This window comes from Ornithinimicrobium murale (assembly GCF_003352835.1).
Lineage (GTDB): Bacteria > Actinomycetota > Actinomycetes > Actinomycetales > Dermatophilaceae > Ornithinicoccus > Ornithinicoccus muralis.
Map to the genome: position 1 here is coordinate 69,694 of NZ_QLVD01000002.1, position 16,490 is coordinate 86,183.

At 68.6% G+C, this 16,490-nt stretch carries 12 protein-coding genes and 1 pseudogene; 7 read left to right on the forward strand and 6 right to left on the reverse strand.

Features of this window, described 5'->3' with window-relative positions; translation table 11 throughout:
• Window positions 1-45 precede the first annotated feature (45 nt).
• The gene (locus DPQ65_RS01210; protein WP_114905567.1) at window positions 46-966 is read right to left on the reverse strand and encodes a PfkB family carbohydrate kinase; all 921 of its coding nucleotides are present in this window, start codon (window positions 964-966) and stop codon (window positions 46-48) included.
• A gap of 260 nt (window positions 967-1,226) precedes the next feature.
• Between DPQ65_RS01210 and DPQ65_RS01215 the strand changes: the two genes are divergently transcribed.
• Window positions 1,227-3,668: a DNA gyrase/topoisomerase IV subunit A gene (locus DPQ65_RS01215; protein ID WP_114905568.1), complete on the forward strand. Its 2,442-nt coding sequence runs from the start codon at window positions 1,227-1,229 to the stop codon at window positions 3,666-3,668.
• 10 nt (window positions 3,669-3,678) lie between these two features.
• Here DPQ65_RS01215 and DPQ65_RS01220 read toward each other — a convergent pair whose 3' ends face one another.
• The 3 genes from DPQ65_RS01220 to DPQ65_RS01230 all read right to left on the reverse strand — a co-directional run bounded on the left by DPQ65_RS01220 (window position 3,679) and on the right by DPQ65_RS01230 (window position 6,671).
• Window positions 3,679-5,364, reverse strand: a complete 1,686-nt coding sequence (locus DPQ65_RS01220) for an acyl-CoA dehydrogenase family protein (RefSeq protein WP_114905569.1) — start codon at window positions 5,362-5,364, stop codon at window positions 3,679-3,681.
• Window positions 5,361-5,942 (reverse strand): P-loop NTPase family protein, encoded by a 582-nt coding sequence (locus DPQ65_RS01225; RefSeq protein ID WP_114905584.1) that lies wholly within the window; start codon window positions 5,940-5,942, stop codon window positions 5,361-5,363. Before DPQ65_RS01225 ends, DPQ65_RS01220 begins: the two co-directional genes overlap by 4 nt.
• Before the next feature lie 63 nt (window positions 5,943-6,005).
• Window positions 6,006-6,671 carry a hypothetical protein gene (locus DPQ65_RS01230; protein WP_162801947.1) on the reverse strand — a complete coding sequence of 222 codons (666 nt, stop codon included), beginning with the start codon at window positions 6,669-6,671 and terminating at the stop codon, window positions 6,006-6,008.
• A 203-nt stretch (window positions 6,672-6,874) separates the two neighbouring features.
• Between DPQ65_RS01230 and DPQ65_RS01235 the strand changes: the two genes are divergently transcribed.
• The 6 genes from DPQ65_RS01235 to DPQ65_RS01260 all read left to right on the forward strand — a co-directional run bounded on the left by DPQ65_RS01235 (window position 6,875) and on the right by DPQ65_RS01260 (window position 12,736).
• Window positions 6,875-7,852 (forward strand): ABC transporter ATP-binding protein, encoded by a 978-nt coding sequence (locus DPQ65_RS01235; RefSeq protein WP_114905571.1) that lies wholly within the window; start codon window positions 6,875-6,877, stop codon window positions 7,850-7,852.
• Between the two features lie 2 nt (window positions 7,853-7,854).
• Window positions 7,855-9,027 (forward strand): ABC transporter permease, encoded by a 1,173-nt coding sequence (locus tag DPQ65_RS01240; protein ID WP_238146606.1) that lies wholly within the window; start codon window positions 7,855-7,857, stop codon window positions 9,025-9,027.
• A complete protein-coding gene (locus tag DPQ65_RS01245) occupies window positions 9,024-10,187 on the forward strand; it encodes an ABC transporter permease (RefSeq protein WP_114905572.1) in 1,164 nt (387 codons plus the stop codon). Before DPQ65_RS01240 ends, DPQ65_RS01245 begins: the two co-directional genes overlap by 4 nt.
• A gap of 222 nt (window positions 10,188-10,409) precedes the next feature.
• A complete protein-coding gene (locus DPQ65_RS01250) occupies window positions 10,410-11,075 on the forward strand; it encodes a GTP pyrophosphokinase (protein WP_114905586.1) in 666 nt (221 codons plus the stop codon).
• A gap of 279 nt (window positions 11,076-11,354) precedes the next feature.
• Window positions 11,355-11,825, forward strand: a complete 471-nt coding sequence (locus tag DPQ65_RS01255; RefSeq protein ID WP_162801948.1) for a DUF6318 family protein — start codon at window positions 11,355-11,357, stop codon at window positions 11,823-11,825.
• Between the two features lie 59 nt (window positions 11,826-11,884).
• Window positions 11,885-12,736 carry a hypothetical protein gene (locus tag DPQ65_RS01260; protein WP_162801949.1) on the forward strand — a complete coding sequence of 284 codons (852 nt, stop codon included), beginning with the start codon at window positions 11,885-11,887 and terminating at the stop codon, window positions 12,734-12,736.
• A gap of 80 nt (window positions 12,737-12,816) precedes the next feature.
• On the opposite strand, the gene DPQ65_RS01265 is transcribed toward DPQ65_RS01260, so the two are convergent.
• Window positions 12,817-15,075: a DEAD/DEAH box helicase gene (locus DPQ65_RS01265; RefSeq protein WP_114905575.1), complete on the reverse strand. Its 2,259-nt coding sequence runs from the start codon at window positions 15,073-15,075 to the stop codon at window positions 12,817-12,819.
• Window positions 15,076-15,320: 245 nt separating this feature from the next.
• Window positions 15,321-16,306: pseudogene (locus tag DPQ65_RS01270) on the reverse strand (APC family permease); the annotation flags it as partial.
• Window positions 16,307-16,490 lie beyond the last annotated feature (184 nt).

Here is a 16,490-nt window from a genome sequence, read left to right on the forward strand (position 1 = left end):
CCCGCGAGCCCCTCGCCCCAGATTCCCATGACGCCGGACGTCCGGTCAGGTGTGCGCGGCGAGGAAGGTGTCGATCTCTGCGCGCGTGGGCGCGGTCGCCGGGCCGCGCCGGGTCACCTTGATCGCCCCGGCGGCATTGGCGCGGGCGCACGCCGTGTGTGGATCGGTCCCTGCGGCAAACTCGGCCACCAGCACGCCGGTGTGCGCGTCGCCGGCACCGTTGGTGTCGACCGGCTCCTGTGGGTAGCCGGGCAGATGGGCGACCTCGTCGCCGGTGAGCAGGTGGCAGCCCTCCGGCCCGTCGCGCACGATCACGACGGCGCCGGCCGGCAGGACCGTGCCGATCGCGGGCAGGGTGGCCGTGAGCTCGCCCAGCCCCATCAGCTCGGTTGCCTCCTCGGCGTTGCTGGTCCACACGTCGGTCAGGGCGAGCATGCGGTCCCGCACCGCATCGTCCAGACCCGCGAAGGCAGCACCGGGGTCGAGCACGACGCGCACGCCGTCGCTCAGGGACTCCAGCCACGCCAGCAAGGGGTCCCGCGTGGGCTCCAGCAGGCTGTATCCGGTCACGCACACCAGGTCCCCGGCCACCGGTGCCGATGTGCCCAGGCTCTCCGGCGTGATCCGCCGCTCCGCGCCCAGGGTCGTGACGAAGGTGCGTTCGGCCGTGGGCTCCATCAGGACCACGCACACGGCGGTGTCGGCGTCCTGGACCGGAGCGGCCGACAGGACAACGCCCTCGGCGGCCAGCGCCTCCCGCACCAGATCTCCGTTCGGGCCGGTGCCGTGGGCACCAGCGTGCACCGCCTCGGCTCCCGAGCGGGCGGCCGCAGCGAGCACGCTCACTGAGCCCCCGGCGTATCGGGTGAAGGATTCGGCCATCACATTGCCCCCGCGCCGAGGAAGGGCGCCGACCTCCACCACGAGGTCGACGAGGGCCTGGCCGGTGTGGATCACCCTGGTCACGAGGGCGACCCTAAGCCATGGGCCCGAGACTGTGCTCGCTCGTCGACGCCCTGCGCAGGGCGCCCCTGCGCAGTGAGGCGGTCCGAACCTTCCCAAGAATGCGTGCGGAGCGGTCCGAACCTCCCCAAGAATGCGTGCGGAGCGGTCCGAACCTCCCCAAGAATGGGTGAGGGGCGTGGCCTGACCGGATCGGGCCGCACCACGGCATACGATCAGGGGCGATCCAACCGCTACCGACCCCGCACGGAGGCCCTCGAAGTATGGCGCGCCGCACCCCACCCGGACCGGACCTGTTCGACGTCGAGCAGAAGATCATCGACATCGACGTCCGGGACGAGATGCAGGGAGCCTTCCTGGAGTATGCCTACTCGGTCATCTACTCCCGGGCGCTGCCGGACGCGCGGGACGGCCTGAAGCCGGTGCAACGCCGGATCCTGTTCGGGATGCACGAGATGGGACTGCGGCCGGACAAGGCGCACGTCAAGAGCTCGCGCGTCGTCGGTGACGTGATGGGTAAGTACCACCCGCACGGTGACTCCGCGATCTATGACGCGCTGGTGCGCATGGCCCAGCCGTTCACGATGCGTCTGCCGCTGGTCGACGGACACGGCAACTTCGGCTCGCTCGACGACGGACCGGCCGCCAGCCGCTACACCGAGGCCCGGCCGGCGCCGGCCGCGCTGCTGATGACCGGCAGCCTGGACGAGGAGACGGTCGCCTTCGTCCCCAACTACGACGACCAGCTGATGCAGCCCGACGTGCTGCCGGCCGCCTTCCCGAACCTGCTGGTCAACGGCGCCTCCGGGATCGCGGTCGGCATGGCCACCAACATGGCCCCGCACAACCTGGGCGAGGTCATCGGGGCAGCCCGCCACCTGATCGCCAACCCGGATGCCTCCCTCGATGACCTGATGCGCTTCGTGCCCGGCCCGGACCTGCCGCTGGGCGGCCGGATCGTCGGGCTGGACGGCATCCGGGACGCCTATGAGACCGGCCGCGGCTCGTTCCGCACCCGCGCCCTGGCCCGGATCGAGAACATCACCGCCCGCCGCAAGGGCATCGTGGTCACCGAACTCCCCTACCTGGTCGGCGCCGAGAAGGTCATCGAGAAGGTCAAGACCCTCGTGCAGTCCAAGAAGCTGCAGGGCATCTCGGCCATCAACGACCTGACCGACCGCACCAAGGGCCTGCACCTGGTGATCGAGATCAAGAACGGGTTCAACCCCGAGGCGGTGCTGGCCCAGCTCTACAAGCTGACTCCGATGGAGGAGAGCTTCGGCATCAACAACGTGGCCCTGGTCGAGGGCCAGCCGCGCACCCTGGGGTTGCGTGAGCTGTTGCAGGTGTACGTCGCGTTCCGCACCGACGTGGTGCGCCGACGGACGGCCTACCGCCTGCGGCGCAAGGAGGAGCGGCTGCACCTGGTCGAGGGTCTGCTGGTGGCGATCCTGGACATCGACGAGGTCATCCAGCTGATCCGCGGCAGTGACGACACCGCCACCGCACGCACGCGCCTGATGCAGGTCTTCGACCTCTCCGAGCTGCAGGCCAACTACATCCTCGAGCTGCAGCTGCGGCGCCTGACGAAGTTCTCCCGCATCGAGCTGGAGACCGAGCGCGACGAACTGCTCCGCGACATCGAGGCGCTGCGCGCGCTCCTGGAGGACAAGACCCTGCTGCTCAACCTGGTCTCCGACGAGTTGGCCGAGGTTGCCAAGGAGCACGGCACCCCGCGGCGAACCGTGCTGCTGGAGTCCGACGGGGTCTCGGCCACCGCCGCGGCGAGCACGCCGTTGGAGGTCGCGGACGACCCGTGCTGGGTGCTCCTCAGCTCGACCGGCCTGCTCGCACGGACCTCCACCGATGAGCCCCTCGGCACCGGCGGCGCCCGTCGCAAGCACGACGTCATCGTCTCGGCGGTCCGCACCACCGCCCGCGGGTCGGTCGGCCTGGTGACCTCCTCCGGCACCCTGGTCCGGATCAGTGCCCTGGAGCTGCCGACCCTGCCACCGACCAACGGGGCCCCCACCCTCTCTGGTGGGGCGCCGCTGGCGGCCTTCGTCGACCTGCCGGCCGGCTCGCTCCCTCTCGCGCTCTGCTCCCTCGACGAGGGCGGCGCGGGTCTGGCTCTCGGCACCCGCGACGGGGTGGTCAAGCGCGTCAACCCGGACTATCCGGGCAACAAGGACGAGTTCGAGGTGATCTCCCTCAAAGACGGCGACCAGGTGGTGGGCGCGGTCGAGCTGACCACGGGCGAGGAGGAGCTGGTCTTCGTCACCGACGACGCCCAGCTGCTGCACTTCAGTGCCTCCGGCGTGCGCCCGCAGGGACGCAGCGGCGGTGGCATCGCCGGCATCAAACTGTCCACGGGCGCTGCGGTGCAAGGCTTCTGGGCCGTCGATCCCACCCAGGACAATGTCGTGGTGACGGTCTCTGGGACCTCCGGCTCACAGCCGGGGACCCAGGCCGGCTCGGTGAAGGTGACCCCCTTCGAGGAGTATCCCGCCAAGGGCCGTGCCACCGGGGGCGTGCGCTGCCACCGGTTCCTGCGCGGCGAGGACACCCTGCTCCTCGGCTGGGCCGGTGCCGCTCCCCCGATGGCGGCCTCCGGCAACGGTGCCTCGGTGGACCTGCCCGAGGCCACCGGCCGACGGGACGGGTCCGGCACCCCGGCGGGTGCACCGATCGCAGCGATCCACTAGGCGCTGCTGATCAGGCTCGCTCCAGGATCGCGCTGAGGTCCGCGCCCTGGGGCAGCACGCCATACTGCCAGCCCCGCTCCTGGCCCAGGCGGGCCGAGACAAAGGTGTCCGAGGAGTATGCCGGGGCGAACCTGATCATCAGGCTCGCCTGGAGGGCCAGTGCCAGGGCCTCGCTGAGCTGGCGGGCTCCCGCCTGCAGCACGGCGGGGTCCTGACCGGCGGCGCCGGCCAGCAGGCGCCGGACCCGGGCCAGGTGGGCGTCATAGGCCGGGTGCACCCCCTCGGCGAGCGCCAGCTCGGCCACCACAGCCTCGACGGTCTCCGGCTCGCGACCCAACGCCCGGAGCACGTCCAGGGCGATCACGTTGCCCGAGCCCTCCCAGACCGCCATCACCGGCTGCTCGCGGTAGCGCATGGCCAGTGGGAAGTCCTCGGTGTAGCCGTTGCCGCCCAGGCACTCCAGCGCCTCATAGCTGTGGTGCGGCCCCCGCTTGCAGATCCAGTACTTCGCCACGGGCGTGGCCAGCCGGGCGAACGCGCGCTCGCCCTCGGAGACACCGTCCTCGTGCGCCTGGGCCAGCCGCAGCGCGGTGAGGGTGGCGGCCTCGGACTCCAGCGCCAGGTCGGCGACGACCGCCGTCATCGCCGGCTGGTCGACCAGTCGGGCACCGAAGGCGGAGCGGTGTCGGACGTGCCAGAGCGCCTCGGCGACCGACTGCCGCATGCCGGCGGTGCTGCCCAGCACGCAGTCCAGCCGCGTCCGCGCCACCATGTCGATGATGGTCCGCACGCCGCGTCCGGGCTCCCCCACCAGGTGCCCGACGGTGCCATCCAGCTCGATCTCCGCAGAGGCGTTGGACCGGTTGCCGAGCTTGTCCTTGAGCCGCTGGAGACCGAAGACGTTGCGGGTCCCGTCCTCGAGCACCCGCGGGACCAGCAGGCAGCTCAGGCCCTCACTCGTGCCGCCCCCGCTGGTCTGCGCCAGGACCAGGAAGGCGTCGGACATGGGAGCCGAGCAGAACCACTTGTGCCCGGTGAGCAGGTAGTCCGCTCCCCCGATGTGCTCCCCACGCGTCGCGTTGGCCCGCACATCGGAGCCGCCCTGCTTCTCGGTCATCGCCATGCCGAACAGCACGCCCGGCTTGTCCCCCGGTGCCCGCAGTCTGCCGTCGTATCCGGTGCCACAGACGCGCGGCACCCACACGTCAGCAACCTCCGGAGTCGTGCGCAGGGCCGGGACCACCGAGTGGGTCATCGACACCGGACAGGCGTGGCCCGGCTCGATCTGGGCGAACAGCATGAACGTGGCAGCGCGGGCGACGTGGGCGCCGGGCCGGGGCTGGGCCCAGGCTCCGGTGTGGGCGCCGTGCGCGACGGCGTGGGCGACGATGCGGTGGTAGCCGGCGTCATAGTCGACCTCATCGATCCGGTGCCCCCACCGGTCGTGGGTGCGCAGCACCGGCGGGCGAGCGTGGGCCGCTCGGGCATCGGCCTGGAAGGCCGCTGACCCGACCAGCTCACCGACCGGGCCCAGGTGCGGCACAGCCCAGTCCGCGCCGAAGGTGGCAAGACCCTCGACGAGGACGGGGTTGGTGCTGAACTCGTTGACGTCCACCCGGGGCGGGCTCTGGTTGGCCACCTCGTGGGTGGTCCGCCGTTGCGGGTGGGTGACCTGCCGGGCGTGGGGCTGCGTCATGCCCCCAGTGTCCCCAACCAGGCCCTGGTCTGTCGCGCGGATCGCAGGTGCACCACCTGCGGTGGATGCCGGTCCGGGGGTGACGCACTGCCTGAGGCACCCTCCAGCACCGCGCGCGGGTCGGCGGCCCACTCCCCGATCCGCTCCCGCTTGCGGGAAAAACTGCGGAAGTGCCAGACGATGATGGAGTCCCGGGAGAAGACCTGACGCCAGGACTCCGTGTTGCCGTTGCACATCTCCTGGCGGGTCACGGCGCGGTGCGCCGTGCGACGCAGCAGTCGCTGTAGTGAGAACCATCGCGGGTAGTCCAGTGCCACGATCAGCTCCACCCGGGCGAGTGGCACCTCGATCCACTTCCCGTAGGCCGTGTCCAGCACCCACTGGTCGCCGGCGCAGATTCGCTCGGCGATCCGCCGCTGGTCCTCGGCCGGCCGCTCGGTCCACTCCGGCAGCCAACCGATCTCATCGTCCACGGAGTGCCACGAGAGTCCTGTGGCTCGCCCGATCTCGCGGGCTAAGGAGGTCTTGCCCGACCCGGTCACGCCATAGACCAGAATCCGTTGTGCACCCGTCCCCACCACTGGCCCATCGTGCCACGGTTGCCGATCGGCGCAGGGTGGTCCACTCCCCGCGAACGGAGCTCAGGAACGGGTCGGGCCACGGCGGAGGCCGACCAGCATCAGCACGGCTGCAAGGGCGCAAGCCACGCCGTAGGCCATGCGACCTGTCGGCGGCAGGAAGAACTGGGGCAGGAAGAGGACGACGCCGCCCATCAGCGGCCACACCGCCCAGGTCGGACCGGTGCGCGAACGCTGCCACGCCAGCCCCAGCAGGATCGCGGAGATCGCCAGCAGGACCAGACCCAACCCAAACATCGTCAGGGCGACCGGTTGGTTCCTGATCGGTTCGACCAGGTCCAGGGCCTCGGCCCGACCGGCCGTGGCCTCGCGCCCCAGCACGTGCAGGGCGAAGGTCTCGGCGCCGAAGTAGGGAAGAACCAGCACCAGACCACCGAGGGCGCAGGTGCGTGACGCCGACCCGAGCCTGCTGTGGGTGAGCTCGGCGAAGCGCATCGCCAGCCGGGCGTAGGACGCGAGCGCGAGCAGACCCGCCACATGCGAGATCACCCACCAGCTGTCGGCGAAGGCCTCGCCGGCAGCGGGCGGCTGCGCCCCTGCCGCGTCACCGTAGGGCCGGGACAGCAGGTAGACCAGCATCAGCACGCCGGTTCCCACGGTCGAGGCCACGAGGTGGGACCGATCCCGCGCCGGCTGGTCGAGCCCGGGTGCCGCCTCCCTGTCGATCACCACAACCTCCCATTCTGCGAGCACTGCTCTCGCGTGATGTCACGACACACTAGCCGCGGACTCGGCGGAAGGCAAGAGCACTGCTCTCTTCTTGGGCATGACGAATCTGCCAGCCGACACATGACAGATATCCCTGTGCGGCGCGGGGCGCGGTCCATAGGCTGGGGGCCGTGGGGAACTCACTGACGAAGAGGGACGAGGACATGACGCAGACAGCAACGGAGCCGACGACGACCGGGGATGGGCAGCGGGTGCTGGTCGTGGACAACCTGGTGCGCCGCTTTGGCGACCTGACCGCGGTCGACGACGTGTCCTTCACGGTGGCCGCCGGTGAGACCTACGGGCTGCTGGGACCGAACGGCGCGGGCAAGACGACCACGATCTCGATGATCGCCGGCCTGCTCGAGCCGGACCAGGGCAGCGTGACCCTCCTGGGCCAGCAGATGGGACCGAAGAAGGCAGCGCCCAAGCGTCATCTCGGGTTGGTGCCCCAGGACCTGGCGATCTATCCCGACCTGAGTGCTCGCGAGAACCTCAACTTCTTCGGCAAGCTGCAGGGCCTGGCCGGTGGCGAGCTCAAGTCCAGGGTGGGTGAGGTGCTCGAGCTGACCGGGCTCACCGACCGCGCCAAGGGTCCGACCAAGGACTTCTCCGGCGGCATGAAGCGCCGGCTGAACATCGGGATCGGGCTGCTCCACAAGCCGACGATGCTGATCCTGGACGAGCCGACCGTCGGCGTCGACCCCCAGTCGCGCAACGCCATCCTGGAGTCGGTGGAGGCACTCTCCGACGAGGGCATGGCCGTGATCTACACGACGCACTACATGGAGGAGGCCGAGCGGCTCTGTGACCGGATCGGCATCATCGACTCCGGCACCCTGCAGGCCGAGGGCACCCGCGACGAGCTGATCCGGCTCACCGGCGGCGTCGACAACATCCAGCTCACCGGCTCGGGAGACACGGCTGCCGCGGCGGAGGCACTGCTGGCGCTGGACTCGGTCGCACAGGCCGACGCCGAGCGCGGGCACCTCCAGCTCACGGTGCACGATGCACCGACCGCCGTGGCACAGATCGTGACCACGGCCACCGCCTCTGGTCTGCAGCTCAGCGACGTGCAGATCAGCCGCCCCAACCTCGAGTCGGTCTTCCTGCACCTCACCGGCAAGGCGCTGCGGGACTGATCATGAGACAACTGCTCACACTGCTCACGACCGATCTCGTGCAGAGACTGCGCGACAAGTCGGTCATCATCTTCGCCGTCATCGTGCCACTGGCGCTGATGGGGGCCATGAACCTGGTCATGGGCGACACCATGGACATGGACCTGGAGACCGCGACCGTCGCGGTCTCCGCACCCGAGGACGACCAGCTCGCAGCGCAGCTCATAGGCGCGATCCAGGCCCTGCCGGAGGGTGGCCTGGAGGTCGAGGTCACCGAGACCAGCGCCGCGGACGTGCAGGCGCTGGCCGAGTCCGGCGACGCCAAGCTCGGCCTGGTGATCCCGGACGGGTTCTCCGCGGCGCTCATGGCTGGCGAGCCCGTCGAGGTCGAGGCCGTCGAGGGTGACGGCTCGGGCATCGAGTCCACGGTGGTGCTCTCAGTGGTCCAGGGCTTCCTGGACCGGGCCGGAGCCAGCGCCGTGGCCGCAGCCGCCGGTGCCGAGCTCGGCCTCCCGCCCGCGGAGCTGGGCGGGCTGGCCCAGCAGGTGGCCACCGGCGAGTCCGCCATCTCCATGACCACCGGCGAGGCCTCCAACGAGCAGTTGGACCCCAAGGGTGCCCTGATCGCCGGCCAGGCCGGCCTGTTCCTGATGTTCACCGTCAGCTTCGGCGTCCTGGGGCTGCTCGCCGAGCGTGAGTTCGGCACCCTTGCCCGGTTGCGTTCCATGCCGATGAACCCGCACCTGATCACCCTGTCGAAGGTGCTCAGCAGTTTCGTCCTGGGCGTCGTGGCGACCAGCATCCTGCTCACCGCCGGCGGACTGCTGTTCGGTGTCAGCTTCGGGTCGCCCCTGGCGATCGCGGCACTGATCGTCTGCGCGGTGATCGCCACCACCTCGTTGACCTTCATCGTGATCAAGCTCGCCAAGACCAGCGAGCAGGCCACGGTCATCCAGACCATCCTGGCCATGGTGCTCGGCATCTCCGGTGGGGCGTTCTTCCCGATGAGCGGCACCGGCCTGTTCGGCACGCTCCTCGACCTCAACCCGGTGGGCGCCATGATCCGCGGCCTCGGCATCACCAGTGGTGGCGGCGGACTGGCCGACATCGGCGCCCCCGTCCTGATCCTGCTCGGCTTTGCGGCGGTGGCCCTGGTCATCGCCCGGTTCGTCCCGGACCGGGGGGCGATGGCATGAGGGCCGCACTCGCGATTGCTGGCGTGGAGCTCCTGCGCTTCGTCAAGGACAAGGGCAACATCTTCTTCACCTTCATCTTCCCGCTGATCCTGGTGTTCGTGCTGGGTTCGCAGTTCGGCGGATCGGGCAACTCGGGCAGGGTCACCATCAGCGGGCCGGACAGTGAGTTGCGCACCGCCGTGACCGAGCAACTCGAGGACGACGAGGTGTCGGTGCAGTTCGCCGACCACGACGCCATGCTCGAGCAGGTGGCACGCGGACGGACCGACGTCGGTCTGGTCATCGACCAGGACTCGGTCGCCGCGTTCGACAACGGCTCGGCCACGGAGCTGGAGCTCATCGCAGGCAATGCCTCGACGAGCATGGCCGCTCAGCAGCGCGTCCAGGTCGCGGTCGGCAACCTAGACCTCCGACAGGTGCAGGTCAACGCCTTGGAAGGGGCCGGTGTCTCCGCGGACGACGCAGCGCAGGCACTCGAGGGTGCGGCCGGTCAGGCCAGCGCACCCACGCTGGAGGTCACCAGCGTGGACCAGCTCTCCCAGGAGTTCCAGGGGCTGGGCCAGTTCGACCTCGGGGCCTCCTCGCAGTTGCTGCTGTTCACCTTCCTGACCTCACTGGCCGGGTCCTCGACCCTGATCAATGCCCGGCGCCAGGGCGTGATGGGGCGCACCCTGGCCTCACCGGTCAGCACTCTGCAGGCCATCGCCGGTCAGTCCCTCGGGCGCTGGGTGATCGCCTTCTTCCAGGGCGGCTACATCATGCTCGCGACCTGGCTGCTGTTCGGCGTGGACTGGGGCAATATCGCCCTCTCCCTGTTGGTGCTGGCGGTCTTCGCGATCGTCGCTGCTGGGGCGGCCATGGTGCTGGGGTCGGTCCTGGACAACGAGGGGGCGGCCGTCGGTGCCGGCGTCGGACTGGGGCTGGTGCTGGCGGCGATCGGCGGCGGCATGATGCCGCTGGAGATCTTCCCGGAGACCATGCGGACGATCGCCCACGTCACACCGCACGCCTGGGGCTATGACGCCTTCGCCGAGATCCAGCGCAGCAACGGCAACCTGATCGACATCCTGCCGATGCTGGGCGTGCTGGTCGCGATGGCCGTCGGTGTCCTGCTCCTGGGGACCTGGCTGCTGCGCCGCAGCCTGGCACGCTCGCTCTGACCCAGCGCACCATGGCGCGGAGCCCGCGGACCGGTGACCGGTCCGCGGGCTTCTCGCCTCCCCCACTGATGCCCTCCCTCAGGTGACGTTCAGGTGTGCCCCAGGCACTCCGCATACCCTCACGGTGTGGACCCTGCAACGACGCCCGCCGCCGCCAACCAACTGAGCCACCTCGGAGCCGCCGGAGACCTCGCCCGGGTCCGTGCTGACTTCACCCGTTTCATGATGGAGTACAAGTTCGGCATGGACGAGGTCGAGACCAAGATCTCGATCCTGCAGGAGGAGTTCACCCACCTGCACGACTACAACCCGATCGAGCACGTGCTCACCCGGCTGAAGACACCGGAGTCGATCCTGGAGAAGGTCCGGCGCCGGGGGCTCGACCCGTCCTTCGAGGCGATCCGCGACAACATCACCGACATCGCCGGCGTCCGCGTCGCGTGCAGCTTCGTGCGCGACGTCTACAACGTCTACGACATGCTGACCTCGCAGCCCGACGTGGAGGTGCTGCAGGTCAAGGACTACATCGAGAACCCCAAGCCGAACGGCTATCGCAGCCTCCACGGCCTGGTGCGCGTGCCGGTGCACCTGTCGGACCGCATCGTGCCGGTCACCGTCGAACTGCAGCTGCGCACCGTCGCGATGGACTTCTGGGCCAGCCTCGAGCACAAGATCTACTACAAGTATCGCGACTCCGTGCCCGAGGACCTGCTGGTGCAGCTCCAGGACGCGGCTCGGACCGCCGCTGACCTGGATGAGCGCATGGGCGCCCTGCATGTGCAGACTCATCGTGAGTTCGCCGACCCACAGCGCCACGGGCCGACCGATGACGTCGTCCGGCAGCTGCAGGAACTGCGCGACTCACAGCAGGTCAACCGCTTCATCTGAGGCCCTATACACAGATTTTACCTGTGGACAACGTTCTGGGTGGCTTTCCCGGGTGAGACTGTCTGGCACGACCGGCTCGTGGGGACCTGCGGGCGTGCCGACTGAGGAGGCCACTCCTTGAAGACGACGATGTTGACGCTGCTCGCGGCGGGGGCCCTCCTGGCGGGGTGCGGTGGTGACGCGGAACCCGCCGACCCGCCCACCAGTCAGGACCCGCTCCCGACGAGCGATGACAGTCCCACGACGGCTGCCCCCAGCACCGACGCACCGTCCGACGACGTGGTCGAGACCTCCTCGGCTCCCGATGTGAGCGAGACGACCGAGGCCAGCGGGCCGCCAGAACTGCCGGACGAGGCGACCGAGGACTCCGAGGCGGGGGCGGAGGCTTTCGCGGTGCACTACGTGGAGCTCATGAACTACGCGGCCATGGCTCCTGACGATGAACTCATTGGCCCACTCGCTACTGACGGGTGCGATACTTGCGCTGGTTTCGAAGGGATGATGGCGTCGTATGTAAACGCCAAAGAACGCGCTGCAGGACCACTTGTCGACGTTGGTGAATCACGCGCACGGGAAGTTGGCGAGGAGACAATCGTCTTCTTGGAGTCGGTTGAAAAGAAGCCGGCGACGCTGTCAGCCGACGGCGCGACAGCGACGGAGTCCGGGGACTCGACGCCGTTCACGATGGTGCTGACGGTCACCTTCGACGAGGGACAGTGGTTGGTCTCCGAAATTCAGGTCCAGCAGTGATCCGAATTGCTGCGACCTCGGGGGCGGTGGCTCTGACATTCGTTAGTGCCATGGTTCCCATGGCGGGCATGGGACCGCCAGAAGAATGTGAACCTGGGGAGATCATTAAATGCGGGATTGGTCGTGATGGCACGTACGTGGGTCTGTCCCAGGAGCAAACACGCAATCTACGCAAGAGTTACCCACCAGGAAGGGGTCCTGAGAACCCTGAGCGCTGGTACGAATACGTGGCAGTCATCGCGTGCTCTGGGAACGATCCACACTTTCCGGACCGCGTGCACTGCGAGTACGCGACGACCTACTGCGAGGAGCGGCAGCCTGGCAGTTCGGGGCCATACTCCTACATCTACCGGCGCATCGTGGACGATGATGGCAATGAGGGCGCCTACGAGTCGGTCGCGCCCACGTGCTATCGCTCGGACGTGCCACCTCGGTCAGGTGAGCCCGTCAAAGAACTGACCGAAGAGATGATCATCGAGCAGTTCCACCAAACAGACTTTGCGCTGCCCAGCATGTCGATCGAGCCACCTGATGGACGCACGCTGGTCAATCTGCCTGTCTTCTATGAGGCGGTCTGGCCCGAGGAAGGCTACGAGCCCGACGAGATCGACACAACCGACATCATTGGCTTCGAGGTCAGGATCCGCCCAGTCCTGGAGTCGGCGACCTATCACTTCGGGGACGGCAACTCGATCGGCCCCACTGACTCGCTCGGTGGCCCCTACCCGGATGGCGATGTCACGCACGAATACGCCGAGGCAGCAACGGTTGAGCCATACATCACCGTCATCTTTGGCGGTGAGGTCAGCGTCGATGGCAGTGCGTGGACGACCATCCCCGGCAGCGTGTCAGTGGATGGCCCCCTCAACCCACTCGAGATTCTCACGTCGAGCAACCAACTCTTCGACTAGCGATGCAGACAGAGCTGCCCCGCACGCAGTGTGCGTGCAGGGCAGGCTCGTCCACGACGGTCAGCCGCGCGGGTGAAGAGTCAGCGGTTGCCTCGGTAGCCGCCAGCCACCCTGTTGCCACGCTCGCGGTTGAAGCCACCATTGCGGCGCTGTGGGCGTCCGCGGTAGTTGCCACGCCCCTGCGGACGCTTCGGGCGCAACAGGTTGTCCAGCACAGACTGCGGGATCGCCTCGAAGGACGGCTCGCGGCCTCCGGCGGTCTCCAGCACCTGAGCATCGTGCGGCGTGACGCGCGTCGGCGCTGCGTCAACACCGGCGCTGTCCAGCATCCGCTGCACACCCTTCTTCTGGTGCGGCAGGGCCAGGGTCACCACACGACCGGTCTCCCCGGCGCGGGCGGTGCGACCTGAACGGTGCAGGTAGTCCTTGTGGTCGGCGGGCGGGTCGGCCTGCAGCACCAGGGACACCTCGTCGACGTGGATGCCACGCGCAGCGACGTCCGTGGCAACCAGGACCGGCAATTCGCCGGACTTGAAAGCCTCGAGGACGCGGGTGCGCTGCGCTTGGTTCAGACCCCCGTGGAGGGCTGCCGCAAAGACGCCACACTCACGCAACTGCAGCGCGATGCGGTCGGCGCCGAGCTTGGTGCGCACGAAGACGATGGTGCGACCAGGACGGTTGGCGATGGTCGCTGTGATCGGCTTCTTGTGCTGCGGGTCGATCAGGAAGACGTGGTGCTCCATGGTCGACACGCTCGCGGTGGCGCTGTCCGTCTGATGGGTCACCGGGTCGGTCAGATACTTCTTGGCGACCTGATCCACGCCGTGGTCCAGCGTCGCGGAGAACAGCAGTCGCTGACCGTCGGTCGGAGTCAGGTCAAGAATCTCGGAGATGGCCTCCACGAAGCCCATCTCGGCCATGTGGTCCGCCTCGTCCAGCACCGTGATCTTGACCTCGGAGAGGTCAGCAGCACCGCGCTCCAGCAGGTCGGCCAGGCGACCCGGAGTCGCGACGAGGAGGTCGACGCCCTGCTCCAGGCTGCGCAGCTGCGGGGTGTAGGACATACCGCCGGCCACCAACTGGTGACGCAGCCGCAGGGTCTGCAGCAGCGGACGCAGCGCGTCCACGATCTGCATCGCGAGCTCACGGGTCGGCGTGAGGATCAGCGCGTGCGGCTTGTGCGGCCTGGCGCGCTCACCCTCGGCCAGACGGTGCAGCGTCGGCAGACCGAAGGCCAGCGTCTTGCCGGAACCTGTCTGTCCACGGCCCAGCAGGTCACGACCCGCCAACGCGTCCGGAATGGTGGCAGCCTGGATCGGGAACGGCTTGACCAGACCGAGCTGGGTCAGACGCTCGACGAGCTGCTCGTTCAGCCCCAGGTCACCGAACTCGTTCGGGCCCTCGTGCACGGGCTTGGCCTGCTTCGGAGTCTCCTCGACCCGGTACTCGCGCGCCGAGTGCGGGCGGTCCTCGGAGAAGTGCCGGTTGTCGCGACGCTCGCGGCGCTCCCAGGTGTGGTTCTCGCGAGCCTCGGCTGAGGTGTCGCGACGAGCGGGGCGCTCGTCCCGGTCCCACTGGCGACGAGGGCCACGGTCCTCCCAGTCACGGCGCGGGCCACGGTCATCACGGTTGAAGGACCGGCCGGAACGGTCGTCCCGGTTGAACTCACGGCGCGGGCCACGGTCATCACGGTTGAAGGACCGGCCGGAACGGTCGTCCCGGTTGAACTCACGGCGCGAGCCACGGTCATCACGGTTGAAAGGCCGACCAGAACGGTCGTCCCGGTTGAACTCACGGCGCGAGCCACGGTCATCACGGTTGAAGGACCGACCAGAACGGTCATCCCGGTTCCACTCACGACGCTGCGGACGCTCGCCACCGTCATTCCAGTCGCGGCGCGGGCCACGGTCATCACGGTTGGAGGACCGACCAGAGCGGTCGTCCCGGTTCCACTCACGACGCTGCGGACGCTCGCCACCGTCATTCCAGTCGCGGCGCGGGCCACGGTCGTCACGGTTGAACTCACGGCGACCGCCACGGTCATCGCGGTCGAAAGACCGCTGCGGCCGGTCGTCACGGCTCCCCTCCCGGCGGGGGCCGCGGTCGTCACGGTCGAACGAACGCTGGGGGCGGTCGCCATAGCGCTTTTCGCCCTGGCCAGCCCCGCGACGGGGACGGTCCTCACGGTCGGACCGGTCCGCATAGGACTTGCGGTCGTCACGCCTCGAGGAACGGGCGGACAGTTCACGTGCCTTGGCAGCGGCCTTCTTCTGGGCGGGGGTGTGGCGGGGCTTCTTCTTGTGGGAGGGCGCGGAGGCGCGCCCGATGGCCTTGGCCATGGCGAATCGCTCAATTCTGGTAACTCGATGAGGTTGGACGCCTCATCGCTCCCCTAGAGCGTGACCGACCTACCTCCAGGTGCTCTTCATGGCACCCGATGGGCCGCAAGGAACGGTTTGTCCTCCGGCGTGCCCGTCTGATCAGCGCTCAACGCGCCCTGCAGGCAAGCATTCAATTTACCTGACCGCGACCGTCGAACGCCAACTGGCCGGGTATGGCGCTCGTCACCTCGCCGATCGCGGGGTCAGGTCATGTCCTCCGGGTGCTTGATCCGGGTGGGTCTGGCGTGGATCGCGCGGTTGAGGGCCCAGGTGACCGCCCACAACCCGACGCCCATCGCCAGCAGCCAGCCGGCGATCTCATAGACCGAGCCGGCCCGGCCGGTCCACGGTCCGACCATGTAGGCACAGGCGAGGGCACCGATGACGGGCAGCACAGTGGGTGCGGTGAAGTGGTCGTGATCGACCCGGTCCCGACGCAGGATCAGGCAGGCGACGTTCACGACGCTGAAGACGCCGAGCAGCAGGAGGGCGGTGACATCGCCCAGGTTGGACACCGACTGGACCAGCAGGATCAGCCCGATGGCGAGCATCGTCGTGAACACGATGGCGGCCCAGGGAGTCTGCCGCCCTCGGTGCACCAGGCCCAGCGGCTTGGGGAGGACACCCTGTTTGGCCATGCCATAGAGCAGCCTCGAGGCCATCATCATGTTGATCAGCGCGGAGTTGGCGACGGCGAACATCGCGATGAACGGATAGAGCGTGTCGATCGGAAGGTTCGGCGCACCCCGCTCGACCACGGTCAACAGCGGCGTGCCGTGCTGGGCCAGCTCCCCGACGGGCACCAGCGCCACGGCCGTGATCGAGACCAGCACGTAGATCAGGCCGGTGATCAGCAGCCCGGACAGCATCACCTTGGGAAGATCCGGCTCGGCTCCTTGGTCTCCTCGGCCATGTTGACCGAGTCCTCGAAGCCGACCATGGCGAAAAAGGCCAGTCCGGTGGCTGCGGTCACGGCCATTAGGGCGTTCTTGCCGCTGGGACTCTCGAAGACGGTGATCCGCGAGAAGTCGACCTCTGCGCCGGAGAAGCCGGCGACGGCCCACAAGCCGACGAAGATCACCAACAGCAGACCGGACAGCTCGACCAGGGTCAGCACGACATTGGCCTTGACCGACTCGGCGACGCCCCGGAAGTTGATCGTCATCACCAGCAGGATGAACGCGAGGGCGCCGATGCTGATCGCGCCGGCGTTGACAACCTGGCCGTCGGCGCCCCTCCTCGAGGAAGACGTTGAACCGTTGCCGATGAGTGAGCAGTAGTGCTCATCTCACCAGCACCCCGTCTCGGGGTTGTTCGGCCACCGTGCGGTGGCTTCCCTTTCGCGCTTCACGGCCACCTGCCGGGCGAGGCCC

Bases quoted from the DNA above. Each gene is read 5' to 3' on its own strand.
- DPQ65_RS01215 (WP_114905568.1), top strand. From the start codon at position 1,227: ATGGCGCGCCGCACCCCACCCGGACCGGACCTGTTCGACGTCGAGCAG.
- DPQ65_RS01220 (WP_114905569.1), bottom strand. From the start codon at position 5,364: ATGACGCAGCCCCACGCCCGGCAGGTCACCCACCCGCAACGGCGGACC.
- DPQ65_RS01235 (WP_114905571.1), top strand. From the start codon at position 6,875: ATGACGCAGACAGCAACGGAGCCGACGACGACCGGGGATGGGCAGCGG.
- DPQ65_RS01240 (WP_238146606.1), top strand. From the start codon at position 7,855: ATGAGACAACTGCTCACACTGCTCACGACCGATCTCGTGCAGAGACTG.
- DPQ65_RS01245 (WP_114905572.1), top strand. From the start codon at position 9,024: ATGAGGGCCGCACTCGCGATTGCTGGCGTGGAGCTCCTGCGCTTCGTC.
- DPQ65_RS01250 (WP_114905586.1), top strand. From the start codon at position 10,410: ATGATGGAGTACAAGTTCGGCATGGACGAGGTCGAGACCAAGATCTCG.
- DPQ65_RS01260 (WP_162801949.1), top strand. From the start codon at position 11,885: ATGGCGGGCATGGGACCGCCAGAAGAATGTGAACCTGGGGAGATCATT.
- DPQ65_RS01265 (WP_114905575.1), bottom strand. From the start codon at position 15,075: ATGGCCAAGGCCATCGGGCGCGCCTCCGCGCCCTCCCACAAGAAGAAG.